The following is a 15,371-nucleotide window of genomic DNA, read 5'->3' on the forward strand; positions in this document are numbered from 1 at the left end:
CGGCGGTCCCCGCCACGAGGCGGGGACCGCCGCGCCGCGCTCACCCCCGTCGCACCCGCCCCACGATCCGCTTGCCGAGGCGCCCGATCGAGCGCGTCGGCCGGTTCCAGGCGCGGAACGCGTCGAGGGTGCGGCTGCTGTCCCCCCGCTCCACGGCCCGCTCCGCCGCGGCCAGTTCCTCGGGCGACAGGGCGCGCACGGCGGGGCGCAGCACCTCCTCCAACAGGGCTGTCCGGGTCCGGGTCCAGTCGCTGCCCGCGTGCGGATGGGCGTTCCACACGGTGAAGCAGTCCGCCACGTACGCGGGATCCGCCCGCAGCAGGGCCAGGACCGCCTCGCGGCGTGCCGCCCTGCCGTACGCCGCGATCAGGTCCGCGTCCCCGCTCTGCACGAACGCGTACAGCTCGTCCCCGGGCCTGCCGGGCGCGAGCAGCCGTTCGGCCAGGGCGCCGAAGGCGTGTTCCAGCGCCGGGGGTTCAGCCGGTTCGGCGCGGCTGCGCAGGGTCCGGGCGCGGTCCGCCCACCCGGCTTCCGCCGTGCCCGCACGCAGGTCACGCGCGAAGTCCAGCAGCATCAGGCACGCACGGACCCGGGCGCCGAGTTCCTGAGGGAAGCCGCGCAGCAGGTCGTGGGCGAGTTCGGGAGCGTCCTCGTCCCCGGCGGGGGCGGCGAGCGCGGCGTCGACGAGGCGCGACCAGGTGCCGGCCGTGCGGTGGGCGTCGGACGTGGTCTCGCCCAGCAGGGACCGGGCCTCGCCCGCCGTCGGGGTGTCCGCGCCCCACACCAGGCCGACAGCGGTCCGCAGCACCAGGGGCTCGGTGAACGGTGACATGCCCGCCGCGCGCAGCACCGTGTGGAGGGTCTCCACCCGGTCCGCGCCCCGCGCCTTCGCAGCGGGCGCCTCGGCGCACATCCGCAGGTGCGGCAGGGTCTGCGTACCGGTGAACGGCAGGGCGACCCGGAGCAGCAGCTGTTCGGTGCCGGCGGGGTGGTCCGGGGCGAGCCGGTCCAGCTCGCCCAGGAGCGCCGTACGCACGTCGAACTGCTCGTCCAGCAGCTCGGACAGCGCGCGGCACGCGCCCGCCTCCGGGTCGTCGAGCAGTGCGCGGGCCAGGCGTACCACGACGCCGGGAAGCAGGTCCGCGCAGTCGACGCCGAGCAGCCGCGTGATCCGCAGCAGTTGCACGGTCCGCGCGACACCCCGGGGTGCCTCGGCGCCGAGCTCGGACAGCAGCTCGTCGCCCAACTCCTCGACCAGGGCGGCCAGGGCGCGCTCCCCGGCGGGCTCCTCGAACGCCGACCGCGCGGGCGGTTCCAGGGTCACGTCGCCGCCCCGGACCCCCTCCGTCACCAGCAGGGCGGCGAGCGGCGCGGTGACGGCGGCGGGGCAGCGGCCGTCGAGCGCCGTCAGCAGCCGGAGCGCGGCGGCACACTCCGCGGCCGTACGGTCGTCGGCGGGCGCGGTCAGCGCGTCGGTCAGCTGCCTGATGCCCTTCTCGTCCAGCGCGTAGGGCCGCACGGCCGCCCAGTCGGCCGCCGCGGCACGTTCGCCGGACCCGAGCGCGATGCCGGCGCCGAGCGCCGTGACGGCGAGCGGGCCGGCCGCGAAGGGCTCGCCCGGCAGTTCCGCCGCCACCGGGAAGAGCTCCGGCGACCTGCTGCGCCAGATCCGGGCCGCGGTCCCCGCCCAGACGTCGTCCACGGTCCCGGTGGGGCGCGGACCGGAGGCGGTGTGCACGCGGAAGCGGGGATCGCGGACATCGGGGGCGTCCTCGGGAAGCACCCCGACGACCTGGTGCGAGGTGCGCCCGGGGTGCCGGGTGTACGTCGTGAAGGTGAGCCGCTCGGCATGCTCCCGGGGCAGCACGGCGGTGGCCAGCGCGACCCAGCGTGCCACGTCCGCGCTCTGCCGCTCGACGAGCACGACGGCCGGCGCGGACGGGTCCTCGCTCACCCGGCGCAGATCGCTGAGCACGGCGGCGAGCCACGGGCCGCGGGACACCGCGAAGTCGCCGAGGCCCTCCCGCGTCAGCCCTCGCGAGGGGTCGTGCGTGCCGGACATCGAGGTCAGGGGATCGGGCAGCATGCGGTCAGGTGTCGTGGAGAGCCAGCCGGATGCCCCCCACGCGGCGATCGGGAACACCCCGCCGGGTATCGGTGAACCGGGCAGGAGGTGCACGGCGTGCGCGTGGAATCCGCCCGCGCCGGTGGCCACCGTACGGCTCAGCAGATGGCTGCCGTCGGAGAGCGTGACGTGACCGAACGCCGTCGGCAGCGCCCGGAGCCGGGCATCCGTGAGCCGCTCGGGGGTGTCCGCGGGGGCGTCGTACGCCAGGAGCGGCGCCGCCTCCGCGCGCACCGGCCCGGGTATCGCGGGGTCCACGGCGGTGAACCGGCCGACGGGGCCCCCGTCCCCGGACCCCACGGAGGTGTAGTGCAACTGCGGGAGGCTCATGCGTAGGCCCTCATCGTCCCTGCCACGTGCGTCCCCGACCCACGCACCGGCCGCCGCTCGCCGCCCTGTCGGTGCGGCCCGGCCCGGCGGAGCGACGACCCCGGCGGGGAGCTTTCCGCAGTCGTGCGGGCGACGCTATCAAGCCCTGACGCCCCGTTGGACCGCACGCGGCCCTCGAAGCCCCGCGCCGGCGGCAGGACCGCTGTCCTGAACGCGGGACGGCCGGGTGGCGGAGGCGCGGGCACCCCGCCTTCCGCACCCGGCCGTCCCGGTCAGGAGGGTCCTCAGCTCTTCACGGCCTCCGGCCGTGGGCGGCCGCGCATGCCGAAGCCGGCCAGCAGCGCGCCGACGGCGCACAGGACCGCGGTGACGACCACGGCGGAGTGCACACCGTTCATGAACGCGTTTCCGCTGCCTTCGATCACCGCCGCCCTCAGCTGCGCCGGCATGTCGGACGACACGGGTGAGACACCCATGGCCACCGCGTCCTTGGCCTCCTCGAAGCCGGCCGCCGCGTTCGCCGGGACACCGGCGGCGGTCAGCTCACCGGTGAGAGTGGAGCCCACCTTGCCGCTGATCAGGGAGACCAGCACGGACGTGCCGAGCGCACCGCCGATCTGCAGCGAGGTGGCCTGGAGCCCGCCCGCGACGCCGCCGTCCTTCCTCGGCGCGTTGCCGACGATGGCGTCGGAGGACGCCGACATCACCATGCCCACGCCCAGACCGATGGCGAGGAACGGCGGCCACATCGCGGAGAACGCGGAATCGGCGTCCCAGGTCAGCATCCACAGGGAAGCGGCCGCCTGGAGGACCATGCCGAACGGCATGGTGACCCGCGGGCCGAACCGCTGGGTCAGGGCCGCGCCGAGCGGCGCCGCCACCACGGTGGCGAGACTGAACGGCAGGGTACGGACACCGGCCTCGACCGGGGTGAAGCCACGCACGTTCTGCAGGTACAGCATCACGAAGAAGATGACACCGAGCATCACGAAGAAGTTGATGGCGGTGACGATCGCGCCGATGGTCAGCGAGCGGTTACGGAAGAGGCGCATCGGCAGCAGCGGGTGTTCCTGACGCGTCTCGTACCAGCAGAAGACGGCCAGCACGGCCAGGCCCGCGGCGATCGACCCCAGCGTTCCGCCGGAGGTCCAGCCCCAGGTCTCCCCCTTGACCACACCGAAGATCAGGGCGACCAGGCCGACGGAGAGCAGGAGCACGCCGGGTACGTCGAAACGGTGGTTCCCCGTGGAGTCCTTGCTCTTCGGGAGGACGAACAGGCTGAAGAGCAGGGCGAACACGCCGATGGGGGCGTTGATGTAGAAGACCGACTCCCAGTTGACGTGCTCGATGAGCAGACCGCCGACGATCGGGCCGAGGGCGGTGGAGCAGGACGCCACCATGGCCCACAGACCCACGGCCATGCCGAACTTCTGGGGTGGAAAGACCGCGCGCAGGAGGCCGAGGGTGTTGGGTATCAGGAGTGCGCCGAAGAGACCCTGGACAGCACGGAAGGCGATGACACCTTCGATGGAACCGGAGAGGGCGATCGCGACGGAGGCCAGGGTGAAGCCGACGGTGCCGACCATGTAGACCGTGTGCCGCCCGAAGCGGTCACCGAGCTTGCCGCCGAGGATCAGCAGGGCGGCCATCGCGATCAGATAGGCGTTGGTGACCCACTGCAGGTCGGCGGTGGACGCGTCGAGGTCCCGGCCGATCTCCGGGTTGGCGATCGCGACGACCGAACCGTCGAGGTTGACCATGAACAGGCCGATCGCCACGGCGATCAGCGTCAGCCAGGGGTTGGTACGCCTGCTCCTGCGCGCGTCGGGTGGACTGCTCTCGGGCAAGGAGGGGGTGTCCACGGTGGTGGAGGACATGCGGAAGCCTTGTCTGTGAAACGTGGGTGAAGACGTGCCCCGGCCACGACGGCGGCGGCGCGGGCGTGGGCACATGGCGGCATCGGGCCGTCGCCGTGCTCGGCGGCGGAGTCAGCCGATGGGGGAGTGCAGGTGCCGGTTCAACGAGGTCAGTGCCCCCACGGCGGCACCGAGGGCGTCGAGCTCTCCCTCGGTGAGGTGGTGCAGGGAGCCTGTCAGGTGGGCTTCCTTGAGGGCGCGCGCGGCGGCGAGCCGCTCCCGGGCGGTGGCCGTCGGGTACAGATGGGCGATCCGCTTGTCGGCCGCGTCCTGCCTGCGCTCCAGCAGCCCACGGTCGGTGAGCTGGGAGACGAGGGCGCTGACGTTGTTCGGCTTCATCAGCAGTGCTTCGGCCGTCTCCCGGACAGTGATCCCCTCGTGTTCCTCGACGAGGAACAGCAGGGCCAACTGGCCGTCGGGGAGCCGGGGGTGCGGGAACTCCTTCGCGACCTTCCGCTCCAGACCCCGCTGCAGGGCAGGCAGGACCGCCACGAGCGCGGAGGCCACGCGGTCGATGTCCTGGTCGGGGGCGGTGGGGTCGGGCATGACACCACCATAGGTACCACGTAATAGCTATGTCAACATACCTAAAGATGGTGTGAGCTCGACAGTGCGGCCGGGTGGTATATCTGCCGTCAAGAGCCCCGAGATGCCGCGATGGCGGTCGAGAGAAGGACCGTGGACAAGCCGACGCACCAGATCGAGTTCGAGGCGATGCTGCTCGGGCGGCACCTCCACCTGAACGTGCCCCGGAGGGGCGGCGGGCACCTCGATCGCAGCGCGTACACCCTGCTGAGCCGTATCCGCATGGAGGGGCCGATGTCCATCGGCCGCCTCAGCGAGGCCTTCGGCCTCGACGCCTCCACTCTGAACCGGCAGACCGCCGCCATGCTGCGCGCCGGTCTCGTCGAGCGGATCCCCGATCCTGACGGGGGCATCGCGCGCAAGTTCCGCATCACCGATGCGGGTGAACGCAGCCTCGACGCGGAACGCACGGACAACATCAACGGACTGGAGAGGGTCATGGCCGCGTGGTCGCCCGAGGAGGTCGCCGTCTTCGCCGCCTGCCTCAGGCGCTTCAACACCGACATCGAAGCCCTCGACGGACGGCCCTGGCCCCGGCCCTGAACGTGCGGGCACCCGTTCCGTCACACGCGTGTCCCGCTTGTCGCACGGGTGCAACAGTCCGCCGTATACCCGTGCGGGAGGGCCCGCTGCTCCTATCATCGAGCAGCGTCCGGAGACTGGGGGGAACAGACTCGTGAGACACCTGCGGCCGTCGCACAGGTACGGCTTACCGCTGCTCGCCCCGCTGATGCTCCTGGCGGCGTGTTCGGGCGGGGGCGGCGGTGCACCGTCCGCCAGGAACCCGGACGCCTCGGCGGCGGCAGGCCCGAGCGCGGACACCGCGTCCACCGCCCCGGTCCTCGACGCCGACCCCGCCCGGCTCCCCAAGGACCGGAAGGCCGCGCTCGCCCTCATCGGCCGGGTCATCGCCGATCCCGGGAGCTTCGGTCCCGGGGTGGTGAGACGCAGCCCGTACGAGAGCGATCCGGCCACCTGGCCGGTGCTCGGCGCCGACTGCGCCTGGCACCAGGAGAAGCCCGCGAGCAGTGTCCTCGCGACCCTCACCCGCTCCTTCGAGGTCCCCGCCGTGCGGGGGAAGGGCCCCGTGCGGCTCTCCGCCGTCGTCACCGTCCACCGCACCCGTGAGGACGCGCGGTGGGAGATGGCCGAGTCGGTCGAGGAGACGATGCGCTGTCCCACCCAGCAGTTGCGGGAGGGCGAGCGGATCGGCGCGTTGGTCTCGTCCGCGCTGCTGGGCGGGGAGAGCGGGCAGACCACGTCGGAGGACGCACTGAGCGAGTCCGGGGAGTACACCAGCACCGCACTCGGCGGGCCGCACGCGTACGCCTGGCAGCAGGCGCAGACCCTGCAGTTCACCGTGGCCGTCACGGGCAAGGGGGCCGAGGGGCGTACCGAGGGCGAGATCTCCGACCTTCTGGTCCAGGCGGTGGCCACCATGCTGGTGCGGATCGAGTCCGCGGTCGAGAAGCAGAGCTGAGGACACCCGATGGACGAACTCAGGCCCACCGACCCGGCACGCATCGGAGCGCACCGGCTCCTCGGACGCCTCGGCGCCGGCGGCATGGGGGTGGTCTACCTCGGCCGGACGGACGCGGGGGCGACCGCCGCCATCAAGGTGATCCTCCCGGAGTACGCCGGGGACGAGGAGTTCCGTACCCGCTTCCGCCGCGAGGTCGAGGCCGCCCGCACGGTGCGCAGTCCCTGGGCCGTCGCGGTCGTCGGGGCCGAGACCGAGGGCGAACGCCCCTGGCTGGCCACCGCGTTCGTCCCGGGCCCCTCGCTCGCCGAGGCGGTCGCACGTTGCGGCCCGCTGCCCGCCCGCAGCGTGCGGGTGCTCGGGCGGCTGATGTCCCGGGCCCTGACCGCCGTGCACACGGCCGGACTCGTCCACCGGGACGTCAAGCCCGGCAACGTCCTGCTCACCGTCGACGGGCCCCGGCTCATCGACTTCGGCATCGCGCGGGCCGGCGACGCCACCGCGCTCACCGCCACCGGCCTCGTCGTCGGCACCCCGGGCTTCCTGCCGCCCGAGCAGGCGTCCGGGGACGGCACGCCACCGGGCCCCGCGAGCGACGTGTTCTCCCTCGGCTGCCTCCTGGCCTACGCCGCGACCGGCCGGCCGCCCTTCGGGAGCGGGGCCGTGGACGCCCTGCTGTACCGCACCGTGCACGACGAACCCGACCTCGCCGGGATCCACGACACCGAGCTGCGGGCCCTGGTCGCCCGCTGCCTGGCCAAGGACCCCGCGGACCGGCCGACGGCCCGACAGCTCGACGAGGGCATCGTCGAGGACGTCCCGCGCGGCTCGATCGACTGGCTGCCCGAGGACGTCGTACAGCTGATCGCGGACCGTTCCGCCGCGATGCTCGCCCTGCCCGGCATCGAACCCACGATCACCGAAGAGGCCGCTCCGCGGGGCCGGCGCCGGTTCCTCGCGCTGGCGGCCGGTGGCGCGGTCGTCGCGGGCGGCGGTGCCTCCGCCGCGTGGCGGGTGCTGCGCGACGACCCGGCCGGCGGCACCGCGGGGAAGTCCGGCGAACGGGCCTGGACCATCGGGGTGCAGGCCGATCTCTCCGGGCCGCGGAAGGCGGCGGGACGGGCCCAGGAACGCGGGGTGCGCGTCGCGGTGGAGCGCCTCAACTCCCGTGCGGACCGGCCCTTCACGCTTCAGGTCAAGGCGCTCGACGACGGAGGAGACCCCCGGCGGGCGGCGCGGGTGGCCGAGGAGTTCACCCGCGACCGTGACGTGCTCGCCGTCATCGGCCCGACCGGCGACGCGGAGGCCAACGCGGTCCTGAGCGCCTACGACGAGGCGATGCTGCCCCTGATCACCGTGTCGTCCCTGGCGTTCGCCTACGCCCCCCGGTCCAGGAAGTCCTTCTTCCAGGCGGCCCCGTCCTACGCCGTCCTGACCCAGCCGATCATCACCAGGCTCGTGCTCCGGCCCGACGTGGAACGCCTCGGCGTGCTGCTCGACCGCGCCGGGGGCCAGGCCGCCTACATGAGCGGCTACGCGACCAACCTGATGACCCCGTCCCTCACCACCGGGACGACCATTCCCAGGGTCGTACCGGCCGGCGCACGGGACCTGGGCCCGGTCATCGCGGACATGCTCGCGCGGAAGTGCGACGCCCTCTACTACGCAGGCGACGCGGCCGGAGCCGCGCGTGCCGCACGGGCACTCGCGGCCACCCCGTTCACGGGGCCCCGGATGGCCATGCACACGGTCATGGGCCCGGAGTTCATCGAGGCCGCGGGCGACGCCGCCACGGGGTGGGAGTTCACCGCCCCGTTCACCGACGCCTCCGCCCCCGCCGCCGAGGAGTTCACCGCCGCGCACCGCAGGCGCTTCGGATCCGCGCCCGCGCACTGGGCGGCCGAGGGCCACGACGCGGCCGGGCTCGTCATCGCCGCCCTCACCGCCTTCCCGAAGCGCCCCGCGCGTGCCGCGCTCGTGGCACGGATCGCCGGGTCGACGTACAAGGGGATCTCCCGGACGTACGCCTTCGACGAGAAGCAGATCCTGGTCGGCGACGACGCCTGTCTGTACCGGGTCGAGAACGGCCGCTACCGCTTCGTCGGCCCGGCTCCGAAGGCCGGCACCTGAGGTGCGGCCGCTCACTTCCGAGGATCCACGGACCATCGGCGAGCACCGCACGCTGGTACGGCTCGGGGCGGGCGGCATGGGCGTCGTGTACCTGGCGCGTTCGCCCGGCGGCGCCCTGGCCGCGGTGAAGGTGATCCGCGCCGAACACGCCGCCGACCCGCGTTTCCGCGCCCGCTTCCGCCGCGAGGCCCAGGCGGCCCGGCGGGTCACCGGACCGTGGGTGGCCCCCGTGACCGGCGCGGACACCGAGGCCCGCGAACCCTGGCTGGCGACGGCGTTCGTGCCGGGCCCCTCGCTCGCCGAAGCGGTCGGCGAGCGGGGGCCGTTGCCGGCCGGCACCGTGCGGGCACTCGGCGCCCGGCTCGCCGGGGCCCTCGCGGCGGTGCACGACGCCGGGCTCGTCCACCGCGACGTCAAGCCCGGCAACGTGCTCCTGGCGCTCGACGGGCCCCGCCTCATCGACTTCGGCATCGCACGCCACGACGGCGCCACCGCCCTCACCGCGACCGGCGCGGTCATCGGCACCCCCGGCTACCTGGCGCCCGAGCAGGCGTCGGCGGGGGAGTCGAGGCCGCCCGGGGACGTCTTCTCGCTCGGCTGCGTCCTCGTGTACGCGGCGACCGGGCACCGTCCCTTCGGCCAGGGGGCGCCGGCCGGCGTCCTCTTCCGGACCGTTCACGAGGACCCGGACCTCCACGGCCTGCCGGCCGAACTGCTGGACACGGTCACCGCCTGCCTGGCGAAGGACCCGGCCACCCGCCCCACCGCCCGGCAGGCCGCGCAGCGGCTGGCGGCCCCGGGGGACCGGTGGTCGGTGCCCGGACTGTCCGCACTGATCGCCGAACGCTCGTCCGCGGCGCTCACCCTGCCCGACCCCGAACCCCCGCCCACCGTGCTCGGCCCGGCACCCGCCGGTCGGCCCACCCGCCGCCGTGTGCTCGTCGCCGGGGCGGCCGGGGCGGTCCTCCTGACCGGTGGCGGCACCGCCGCGTGGCTGACGGACCGGCGTGAGGACGGCTCCGGAGGCGGACCGTCCGGCCCCCGTCCCACCTACACCATCGGTCTGCACGCCGACATGAGCGGACCCGGCAGAGCCACCGGACTGGCCCATCAGCGGGGCGCGCAACTCGCCGTCGCCGCCCACAACGCCCGTACCGGCGCGGCCTTTCGGCTGGCCCTGCGCACCGAGGACGACACGGGAACCGCCGACGGCGCGCTCAGGGTCGCCGGCCGGCTGTCCGGGAGGCCGGAGGTGCTGGCCGTCATCGGCCCGACCACGGACAGGACGCCCGAGGAGGTCGTCGTCCGCTACGGGGAGAGCCGTCTCGCCGCGGTCGTCGTCGCGGGCCGCTCCTCCGCGGGCGTCGCCACCTCCGCGTCCCTGTGCGTGATCCGGCCGTCCGACGGCGTGCTGCCCGCCGGTCTGATCCACTACCTGGTCCACACCAGACCCGCCGAGCTGATCCATGTCATCGAGGACGGGGCCGATCCGGCGAGCAGTTGGCCGATCACCAACACCTTCCGTGACGCCGCCCCGACCGGGGCCGCACTCACCGTGCACACCGTCGAGGCGGGCGACGGCTTCGGCCCGGCCGCCCGGTCGGCCGTCTCCGCCGGGGCGGACGCCGTCGTCTACGCGGGCGGGTCACCCACCCGGGGCGCCCGCTGTGCCAGGGCGCTGGCCGACGCCGGATTCACCGGGGCGCGGCTGTCCACCGGGCCCGTCCTGGCCCCGGCGTTCCTGCGGGACGCCGGGGGAGCAGCGGAAGGGTGGGTCTTCTCGGAGGCATGGACCGACCCCACCGCAGCCCCCGCCGCCAAGGCGTTCACGGCCGCCCACCGTGCCCGGTTCGACGCCCCGCCCGGCCGCTGGTCCGCCGAGGCGTACGACGCGGTCGGTCTGATCGCCCGGGCCGTCGGAACGACGAGCGCGACGGACGCGGAGCGGGGCGGGGTGACCCAGCGGCTGTTCCTGCTGGACCACCAGGGCATCAGCCGGCGCGTCTCGTTCCACGGCACCCGCCAGGTGCGGAGCGGGACGGGGATGTTCCTGTACCGGATCGAGGGCGGCAGGGCCCGCTGGCTGGGGCCCTACGAGAAGGTCTGAGGCGCAGGTGTGAAGCGGAGCTGCGGCGGCGCTTAAGAAATCCTCGATGGACCTGGGGTCCGGCGTGCGGCAAGGTCTCTGTGACGGCAGCGCGCGGCGAATGACCCGTTCGTCCCGCTCCGCCCGCCGTCACCCCCACGCACCCCGGGCCGCAGGCCGACCTCGGCATGCCCGGGCCCGGGACATCCGCACGTACCAGGTAACAGGGAGCCGCAGCCGTGAAGGCACTCGTGAAGCACAAGGCCGAGCCGGGACTGTGGTTGATGGACGTGCCGGAGCCGGAGACGGGCCCCGGGGACGTACTGATCAAGGTGCTGCGCACCGGGATCTGCGGTACCGACCTGCACATCCGCGACTACGACGGCTGGGCGCGGCAGGCCGTGCGGACCCCGCTCGTCCTGGGCCACGAGTTCGTCGGTGAGGTCGCCGGGATCGGCGCGGACGTCGTCGACATCAAGATCGGCGACCTGGTCAGCGGCGAGGGCCACCTGGTCTGCGGGAAGTGCCGCAACTGCCTGGCCGGACGCCGGCACCTGTGCCGCTCCACCCTGGGGCTCGGGGTCGGCCGGGACGGGGCGTTCGCCGAGTACCTCGCGCTGCCTGCGTCGAACGTCTGGGTGCACCGTGACAAGGTCGACCTCGACATCGCCGCGATCTTCGACCCGTTCGGCAACGCCGTGCACACCGCGCTGTCGTTCCCCCTGGTCGGCGAGGACGTGCTGATCACCGGCGCGGGCCCGATCGGCATCATGGCAGCCGCCGTCGCCCGCCACGCCGGCGCCCGCAACGTCGTCATCACCGACGTCAGCGAGGCCCGGCTCGAACTGGCCAGGAAGGTCGGGGTGAACCTCGCCCTGAACGTCGGCGAAGCGACCATCGCCGACGGCCAGCGCCTGCTCGGACTGCGCGAGGGCTTCGACATCGGCCTGGAGATGTCCGGACGCCCCGAGGCCATGCGGGACATGATCGCGAACATGACCCACGGCGGCCGGATCGCGATGCTGGGGCTGCCGTCCGCCGAATTCCCCGTCGACTGGTCCCGGATCGTCACCTCGATGCTCACCGTCAAGGGCATCTACGGCCGTGAGATGTACGAGACCTGGTACGCCATGTCCGTACTCCTGGAGGGCGGGCTCGACCTCGCCCCGGTCATCACCGGCCGGTACGACTACCGCGACTTCGAAGCCGCCTTCGACGACGCCGCGAGCGGTCTCGGCGGCAAGGTCCTGCTCGACTGGGCCGCCTGAGACCGGCCGGTCCGAAGCTCCTCGCACGCACCCGTACCCCCTGGGAGAGACCCGACATGTTCGATTCCGTACGCGACGACCTGCGCACCACACTCGACGAGATCCGTGACGCCGGCCTCCAGAAGCCCGAGCGGGTCATCGGCACCCCGCAGTCCGCCACCGTCGCCGTCACCTCGATGGGGTCTCCCCTGCTCGAGCGAAGCCGAGAGCTTGGGGAAGGCCGCGCGGGCGAGGTGCTCAACTTCTGCGCCAACAACTACCTGGGCCTCGCCGACCACCCCGAGGTCGTCACCGCCGCCCACGAGGCGCTGGACCGCTGGGGCTACGGGCTCGCGTCCGTCCGCTTCATCTGCGGCACCCAGGAGGTCCACAAGGAGCTGGAGCAGCGGCTCTCCTCCTTCCTCGGCCAGGAGGACACGATCCTCTACTCCTCCTGCTTCGACGCCAACGGCGGAGTCTTCGAGACCCTCCTCGGCCCCGAGGACGCGGTGATCTCCGACGCCCTCAACCATGCCTCCATCATCGACGGCATCCGCCTCTCCAAGGCCAAGCGGTACCGCTACGCCAACCGCGACATGGCCGACCTGGAGCAGCAGCTCAAGGAGGCCTCCGGCGCGCGCCGCCGCCTCGTCGTCACCGACGGCGTCTTCTCGATGGACGGCTACGTCGCCCCGCTGGCCGAGATCTGCGACCTCGCCGACCGGTACGACGCCATGGTCATGGTCGACGACTCGCACGCCGTCGGCTTCGTCGGCCCCGGCGGCCGGGGTACCCCCGAGCTGCACGGTGTCATGGACCGGGTCGACATCATCACCGGCACGCTGGGAAAGGCCCTGGGCGGCGCGTCCGGCGGCTACGTCGCCGCGCGCGCCGAGATCGTCGCGCTGCTGCGCCAGCGCTCACGTCCGTACCTCTTCTCCAACTCGCTCGCCCCGGTCATCGCCGCCGCCTCCCTCAAGGTCATCGACCTGCTGGAGTCCGCCGGAGACCTGCGGGAGCGGCTCCACGCCAACACCGCGCTCTTCCGTTCCCGGATGACCGAGGAGGGCTTCGACATCCTGCCCGGCGACCACGCCATCGCCCCCGTCATGATCGGGGACGCGGCGAAGGCGGGCCGGATGGCGGAGCTCCTCCTCGAACGCGGTGTGTACGTGATCGGGTTCTCGTACCCCGTCGTCCCGCAGGGCGCCGCGCGCATCCGCGTCCAGCTCTCCGCCGCGCACTCCACCGACGACGTCAACCGCGCTGTGGACGCTTTCATCGGCGCACGGGCCGCGCTGGAGGCGTAGGGCCGCGCCGGGGGCGTGGGAACCCGCCGCGACCTGGGACAATGAGCGCATGATCGATGCACGGCGGCTGCGTATCCTCCGTGCGGTGGCCGACCACCGCACGGTGACCGCAGCCGCCGCCGCGCTGTATCTGACCCCCTCGGCGGTCTCCCAGCAACTCGCCGCCCTGGAGCAGGAGACCGGCCACCGGCTGGTCGAGCGCGGGGCGCGGGGTGCCCGGATGACCGCCGCGGGGGAGATCCTGCTGACCCATGCCAACGCGGTCCTCGCGCAGCTGGAGCGGGCGGAGGCGGAGCTCGCCGACTACGGGGCGGGCATCGCGGGGACGGTCACCGTCGCCGCGTTCGCCACGGGCATCGGGCTCGTCCTCGCCCCCGCGATCGCCGAGCTCACCCGCACCGCACCGGGCATCCGGGTCCGTGTGCAGGACGCCGAGGGTGACGCGAGCGTGCCGATGGTGCTGGACCGTCAGGTCGATGTGGCGGTCGCCGTCGAGTACCGGGGCGCGCCCGGTGACGACGACCGGCGCCTGACGCGGGTGCCGCTGTACTCGGAACCCTTCGACGCGGTGCTGCCGGTCGGCCACCGGCTCGCGGACCAGGACCAGGTGGCCGTCGCCGATCTCGCGAAGGACCCGTGGATCGGCCCGTACCCGGGCAACCCCTGCCACGACGTGGTGGTCCTGGCCTGCGAGCACGCCGGCTTCGAGCCCCTGCTGGAGCACTCGTCGGACGACTTCCACGCCGTGGTCGCCCTGGCCGGGGCGGGCGCCGGGGTGGCGCTGGTGCCCCGCTCGGCGCTGCGCGGCACGGAGCTCGGCCGGGTCGTCGTACGGCCCGTGGAGGGCGTCGCCCCGACCCGGCGGGTCTTCGCCGCCGTACGGCGGGGCGCCGAGGGGCACCCGCTGATCAAGCCGGTGCTGGAAGCGCTGTTGGCGGCGGCCGGCCCCGCGTGACGCCCCGGGCCGGCGGTCACGCGGGCTGCAGCAGGTCCCACCGGTTGCCGTAGAGGTCCTCGAAGACCGCGACGGAGCCGTACGTCTCGTGCCTCGGCTCCTCCAGGAAGCGGACCCCGGCGGCCAGCATCCGCTCGTGATCGCCCGCGAAGTCCTCCGTGTGCAGGAAGAAGCCGACCCGGCCGCCCGTCTGCGCCCCCACCGCCGCGCGCTGGGCGTCGTCCCTGGCGCGCGCCAGCAGCAGGCCCGTGCCCGTGGTGCCGCGCGGCCGCACGACGACCCAGCGGGAGCCGTCACCCCGGTCCGTGTCCTCGACCAGCTCGAACCCGAGGGCGTCGGTGTAGAAGGAGAGGGCCTCGTCGTAGTCGCGGACGACCAGCGTGACCAGGGCGATATGGGACATGGGACCGATCCTCGTCCGGAGTGGGTGAACCGTGCGTTATACGTAACACTAACGTCTGCCGGGCCCGTCCGGGCACAATGCCCGCCATGGAGACGAGCGACCTCGCCGCACTGGCCGACCGCGCCCGCCGCCTCACCGGGACCGGCGGCCGGCGCGTCCTCGGTATCGCGGGAGCGCCCGGCGCCGGGAAGTCCACGCTGGCCGCACGGCTCGTCGAGGCACTGGAGGGACGGGCCGTCCTCGTCCCCATGGACGGCTTCCACCTCGCCGGGGCGGAGCTCGAACGCCTCGGCCGGGCCGGCCGCAAGGGCGCCCCCGACACCTTCGACGCCGCCGGGTACGCGGCCCTGCTCCGCAGGCTGCGTGACCCCGGGGAGACCGGCCCGGTGTACGCGCCCGCCTTCGACCGGGCGCTGGAGGAGCCTGTGGCCGGATCCGTACGCGTTCCGCCGGACATCCCGCTCGTGGTGACCGAGGGCAACTACCTGCTGCTGGACGAGGGGCCCTGGGCGCCGGTGCGCGGGCTGCTGGACGAGGTGTGGTTCCTGGACGCCGATCCGGCGGCCCGGGTCAGCGGGCTCGTGGAGCGGCACGTCCGCTTCGGGAAGACCCGCGGAGACGCCGAGCGCTGGGTCGCCGGGTCCGACGAGCGGAACGCACGGCTGGTCGAGCGGCACCGTGACCGTGCCGACCTCGTCGTACGGCGCGGCTGAACCCGCCAGGTGAACACCCCCTGTCCCGCTCGCATCCACCGGGGCGGACGGGCAGGATGCTGTGTGCCGCGTCGCCCGCCCAGGAGGTCCT

At 73.7% G+C, this 15,371-nt stretch carries 12 protein-coding genes; 8 read left to right on the top strand and 4 right to left on the bottom strand.

Translation table 11 applies throughout. The annotated features are described in order from the left end of the window. Positions 1-40 precede the first annotated feature (40 nt). The 3 genes from ABT001_RS11840 to ABT001_RS11850 form a co-directional block, all read right to left on the bottom strand. Positions 41-2,455: a GTPase-associated protein 1-related protein gene (locus ABT001_RS11840; protein WP_351275630.1), complete on the bottom strand. Its 2,415-nt coding sequence runs from the start codon at positions 2,453-2,455 to the stop codon at positions 41-43. A gap of 284 nt (positions 2,456-2,739) precedes the next feature. Beyond that, complete coding sequence (locus ABT001_RS11845; RefSeq protein WP_351275632.1) at positions 2,740-4,332, bottom strand: MFS transporter; 1,593 nt, start codon at positions 4,330-4,332, stop codon at positions 2,740-2,742. A gap of 111 nt (positions 4,333-4,443) precedes the next feature. Then, positions 4,444-4,917 carry a MarR family winged helix-turn-helix transcriptional regulator gene (locus ABT001_RS11850; RefSeq protein ID WP_351275634.1) on the bottom strand — a complete coding sequence of 158 codons (474 nt, stop codon included), beginning with the start codon at positions 4,915-4,917 and terminating at the stop codon, positions 4,444-4,446. Between the two features lie 111 nt (positions 4,918-5,028). Between ABT001_RS11850 and ABT001_RS11855 the strand changes: the two genes are divergently transcribed. From ABT001_RS11855 to ABT001_RS11885, 7 genes are all read left to right on the top strand, one after another. After that, complete coding sequence (locus ABT001_RS11855; RefSeq protein ID WP_502967456.1) at positions 5,029-5,499, top strand: MarR family winged helix-turn-helix transcriptional regulator; 471 nt, start codon at positions 5,029-5,031, stop codon at positions 5,497-5,499. A 187-nt stretch (positions 5,500-5,686) separates the two neighbouring features. Further along, positions 5,687-6,436, top strand: a complete 750-nt coding sequence (locus ABT001_RS11860; protein ID WP_351276012.1) for a hypothetical protein — start codon at positions 5,687-5,689, stop codon at positions 6,434-6,436. Between the two features lie 9 nt (positions 6,437-6,445). After that, a complete protein-coding gene (locus ABT001_RS11865) occupies positions 6,446-8,566 on the top strand; it encodes a bifunctional serine/threonine-protein kinase/ABC transporter substrate-binding protein (protein ID WP_351275636.1) in 2,121 nt (706 codons plus the stop codon). Between the two features lies 1 nt (position 8,567). Then, positions 8,568-10,673 carry a bifunctional serine/threonine-protein kinase/ABC transporter substrate-binding protein gene (locus tag ABT001_RS11870; RefSeq protein WP_351275638.1) on the top strand — a complete coding sequence of 702 codons (2,106 nt, stop codon included), beginning with the start codon at positions 8,568-8,570 and terminating at the stop codon, positions 10,671-10,673. Positions 10,674-10,891: 218 nt separating this feature from the next. Then, positions 10,892-11,920, top strand: coding sequence for an L-threonine 3-dehydrogenase (tdh, locus tag ABT001_RS11875; RefSeq protein ID WP_351275640.1), 1,029 nt, complete (start codon positions 10,892-10,894; stop codon positions 11,918-11,920). Between the two features lie 56 nt (positions 11,921-11,976). Continuing rightward, positions 11,977-13,209 (top strand): glycine C-acetyltransferase, encoded by a 1,233-nt coding sequence (locus ABT001_RS11880; protein ID WP_351275642.1) that lies wholly within the window; start codon positions 11,977-11,979, stop codon positions 13,207-13,209. A 49-nt stretch (positions 13,210-13,258) separates the two neighbouring features. Continuing rightward, positions 13,259-14,164, top strand: a complete 906-nt coding sequence (locus ABT001_RS11885; RefSeq protein ID WP_351275644.1) for a LysR family transcriptional regulator — start codon at positions 13,259-13,261, stop codon at positions 14,162-14,164. A 16-nt stretch (positions 14,165-14,180) separates the two neighbouring features. Here ABT001_RS11885 and ABT001_RS11890 read toward each other — a convergent pair whose 3' ends face one another. After that, entirely contained in the window at positions 14,181-14,567 is a 387-nt protein-coding gene (locus ABT001_RS11890; protein ID WP_351275646.1) for a VOC family protein, read from the bottom strand. An 86-nt stretch (positions 14,568-14,653) separates the two neighbouring features. On the opposite strand from ABT001_RS11890, the gene ABT001_RS11895 reads away from it, so the two are divergent. After that, positions 14,654-15,280 carry a nucleoside/nucleotide kinase family protein gene (locus tag ABT001_RS11895; protein ID WP_351275648.1) on the top strand — a complete coding sequence of 209 codons (627 nt, stop codon included), beginning with the start codon at positions 14,654-14,656 and terminating at the stop codon, positions 15,278-15,280. Positions 15,281-15,371: the final 91 nt, after the last annotated feature.

The sequence above is a fragment of the Streptomyces sp. NPDC002793 genome (genome assembly GCF_040295485.1).
Taxonomy (GTDB): domain Bacteria; phylum Actinomycetota; class Actinomycetes; order Streptomycetales; family Streptomycetaceae; genus Streptomyces.

Excerpts from the sequence above, each read along its gene's own strand:
- ABT001_RS11840 (WP_351275630.1), bottom strand. The coding sequence starts at position 2,455 with ATGAGCCTCCCGCAGTTGCACTACACCTCCGTGGGGTCCGGGGACGGG.
- ABT001_RS11845 (WP_351275632.1), bottom strand. The coding sequence starts at position 4,332 with ATGTCCTCCACCACCGTGGACACCCCCTCCTTGCCCGAGAGCAGTCCA.
- ABT001_RS11890 (WP_351275646.1), bottom strand. The coding sequence starts at position 14,567 with ATGTCCCATATCGCCCTGGTCACGCTGGTCGTCCGCGACTACGACGAG.
- ABT001_RS11860 (WP_351276012.1), top strand. The coding sequence starts at position 5,687 with ATGCTCCTGGCGGCGTGTTCGGGCGGGGGCGGCGGTGCACCGTCCGCC.
- ABT001_RS11885 (WP_351275644.1), top strand. The coding sequence starts at position 13,259 with ATGATCGATGCACGGCGGCTGCGTATCCTCCGTGCGGTGGCCGACCAC.
- ABT001_RS11850 (WP_351275634.1), bottom strand. The coding sequence starts at position 4,917 with ATGCCCGACCCCACCGCCCCCGACCAGGACATCGACCGCGTGGCCTCC.
- ABT001_RS11865 (WP_351275636.1), top strand. The coding sequence starts at position 6,446 with ATGGACGAACTCAGGCCCACCGACCCGGCACGCATCGGAGCGCACCGG.
- ABT001_RS11855 (WP_502967456.1), top strand. The coding sequence starts at position 5,029 with ATGGCGGTCGAGAGAAGGACCGTGGACAAGCCGACGCACCAGATCGAG.
- ABT001_RS11880 (WP_351275642.1), top strand. The coding sequence starts at position 11,977 with ATGTTCGATTCCGTACGCGACGACCTGCGCACCACACTCGACGAGATC.
- ABT001_RS11895 (WP_351275648.1), top strand. The coding sequence starts at position 14,654 with ATGGAGACGAGCGACCTCGCCGCACTGGCCGACCGCGCCCGCCGCCTC.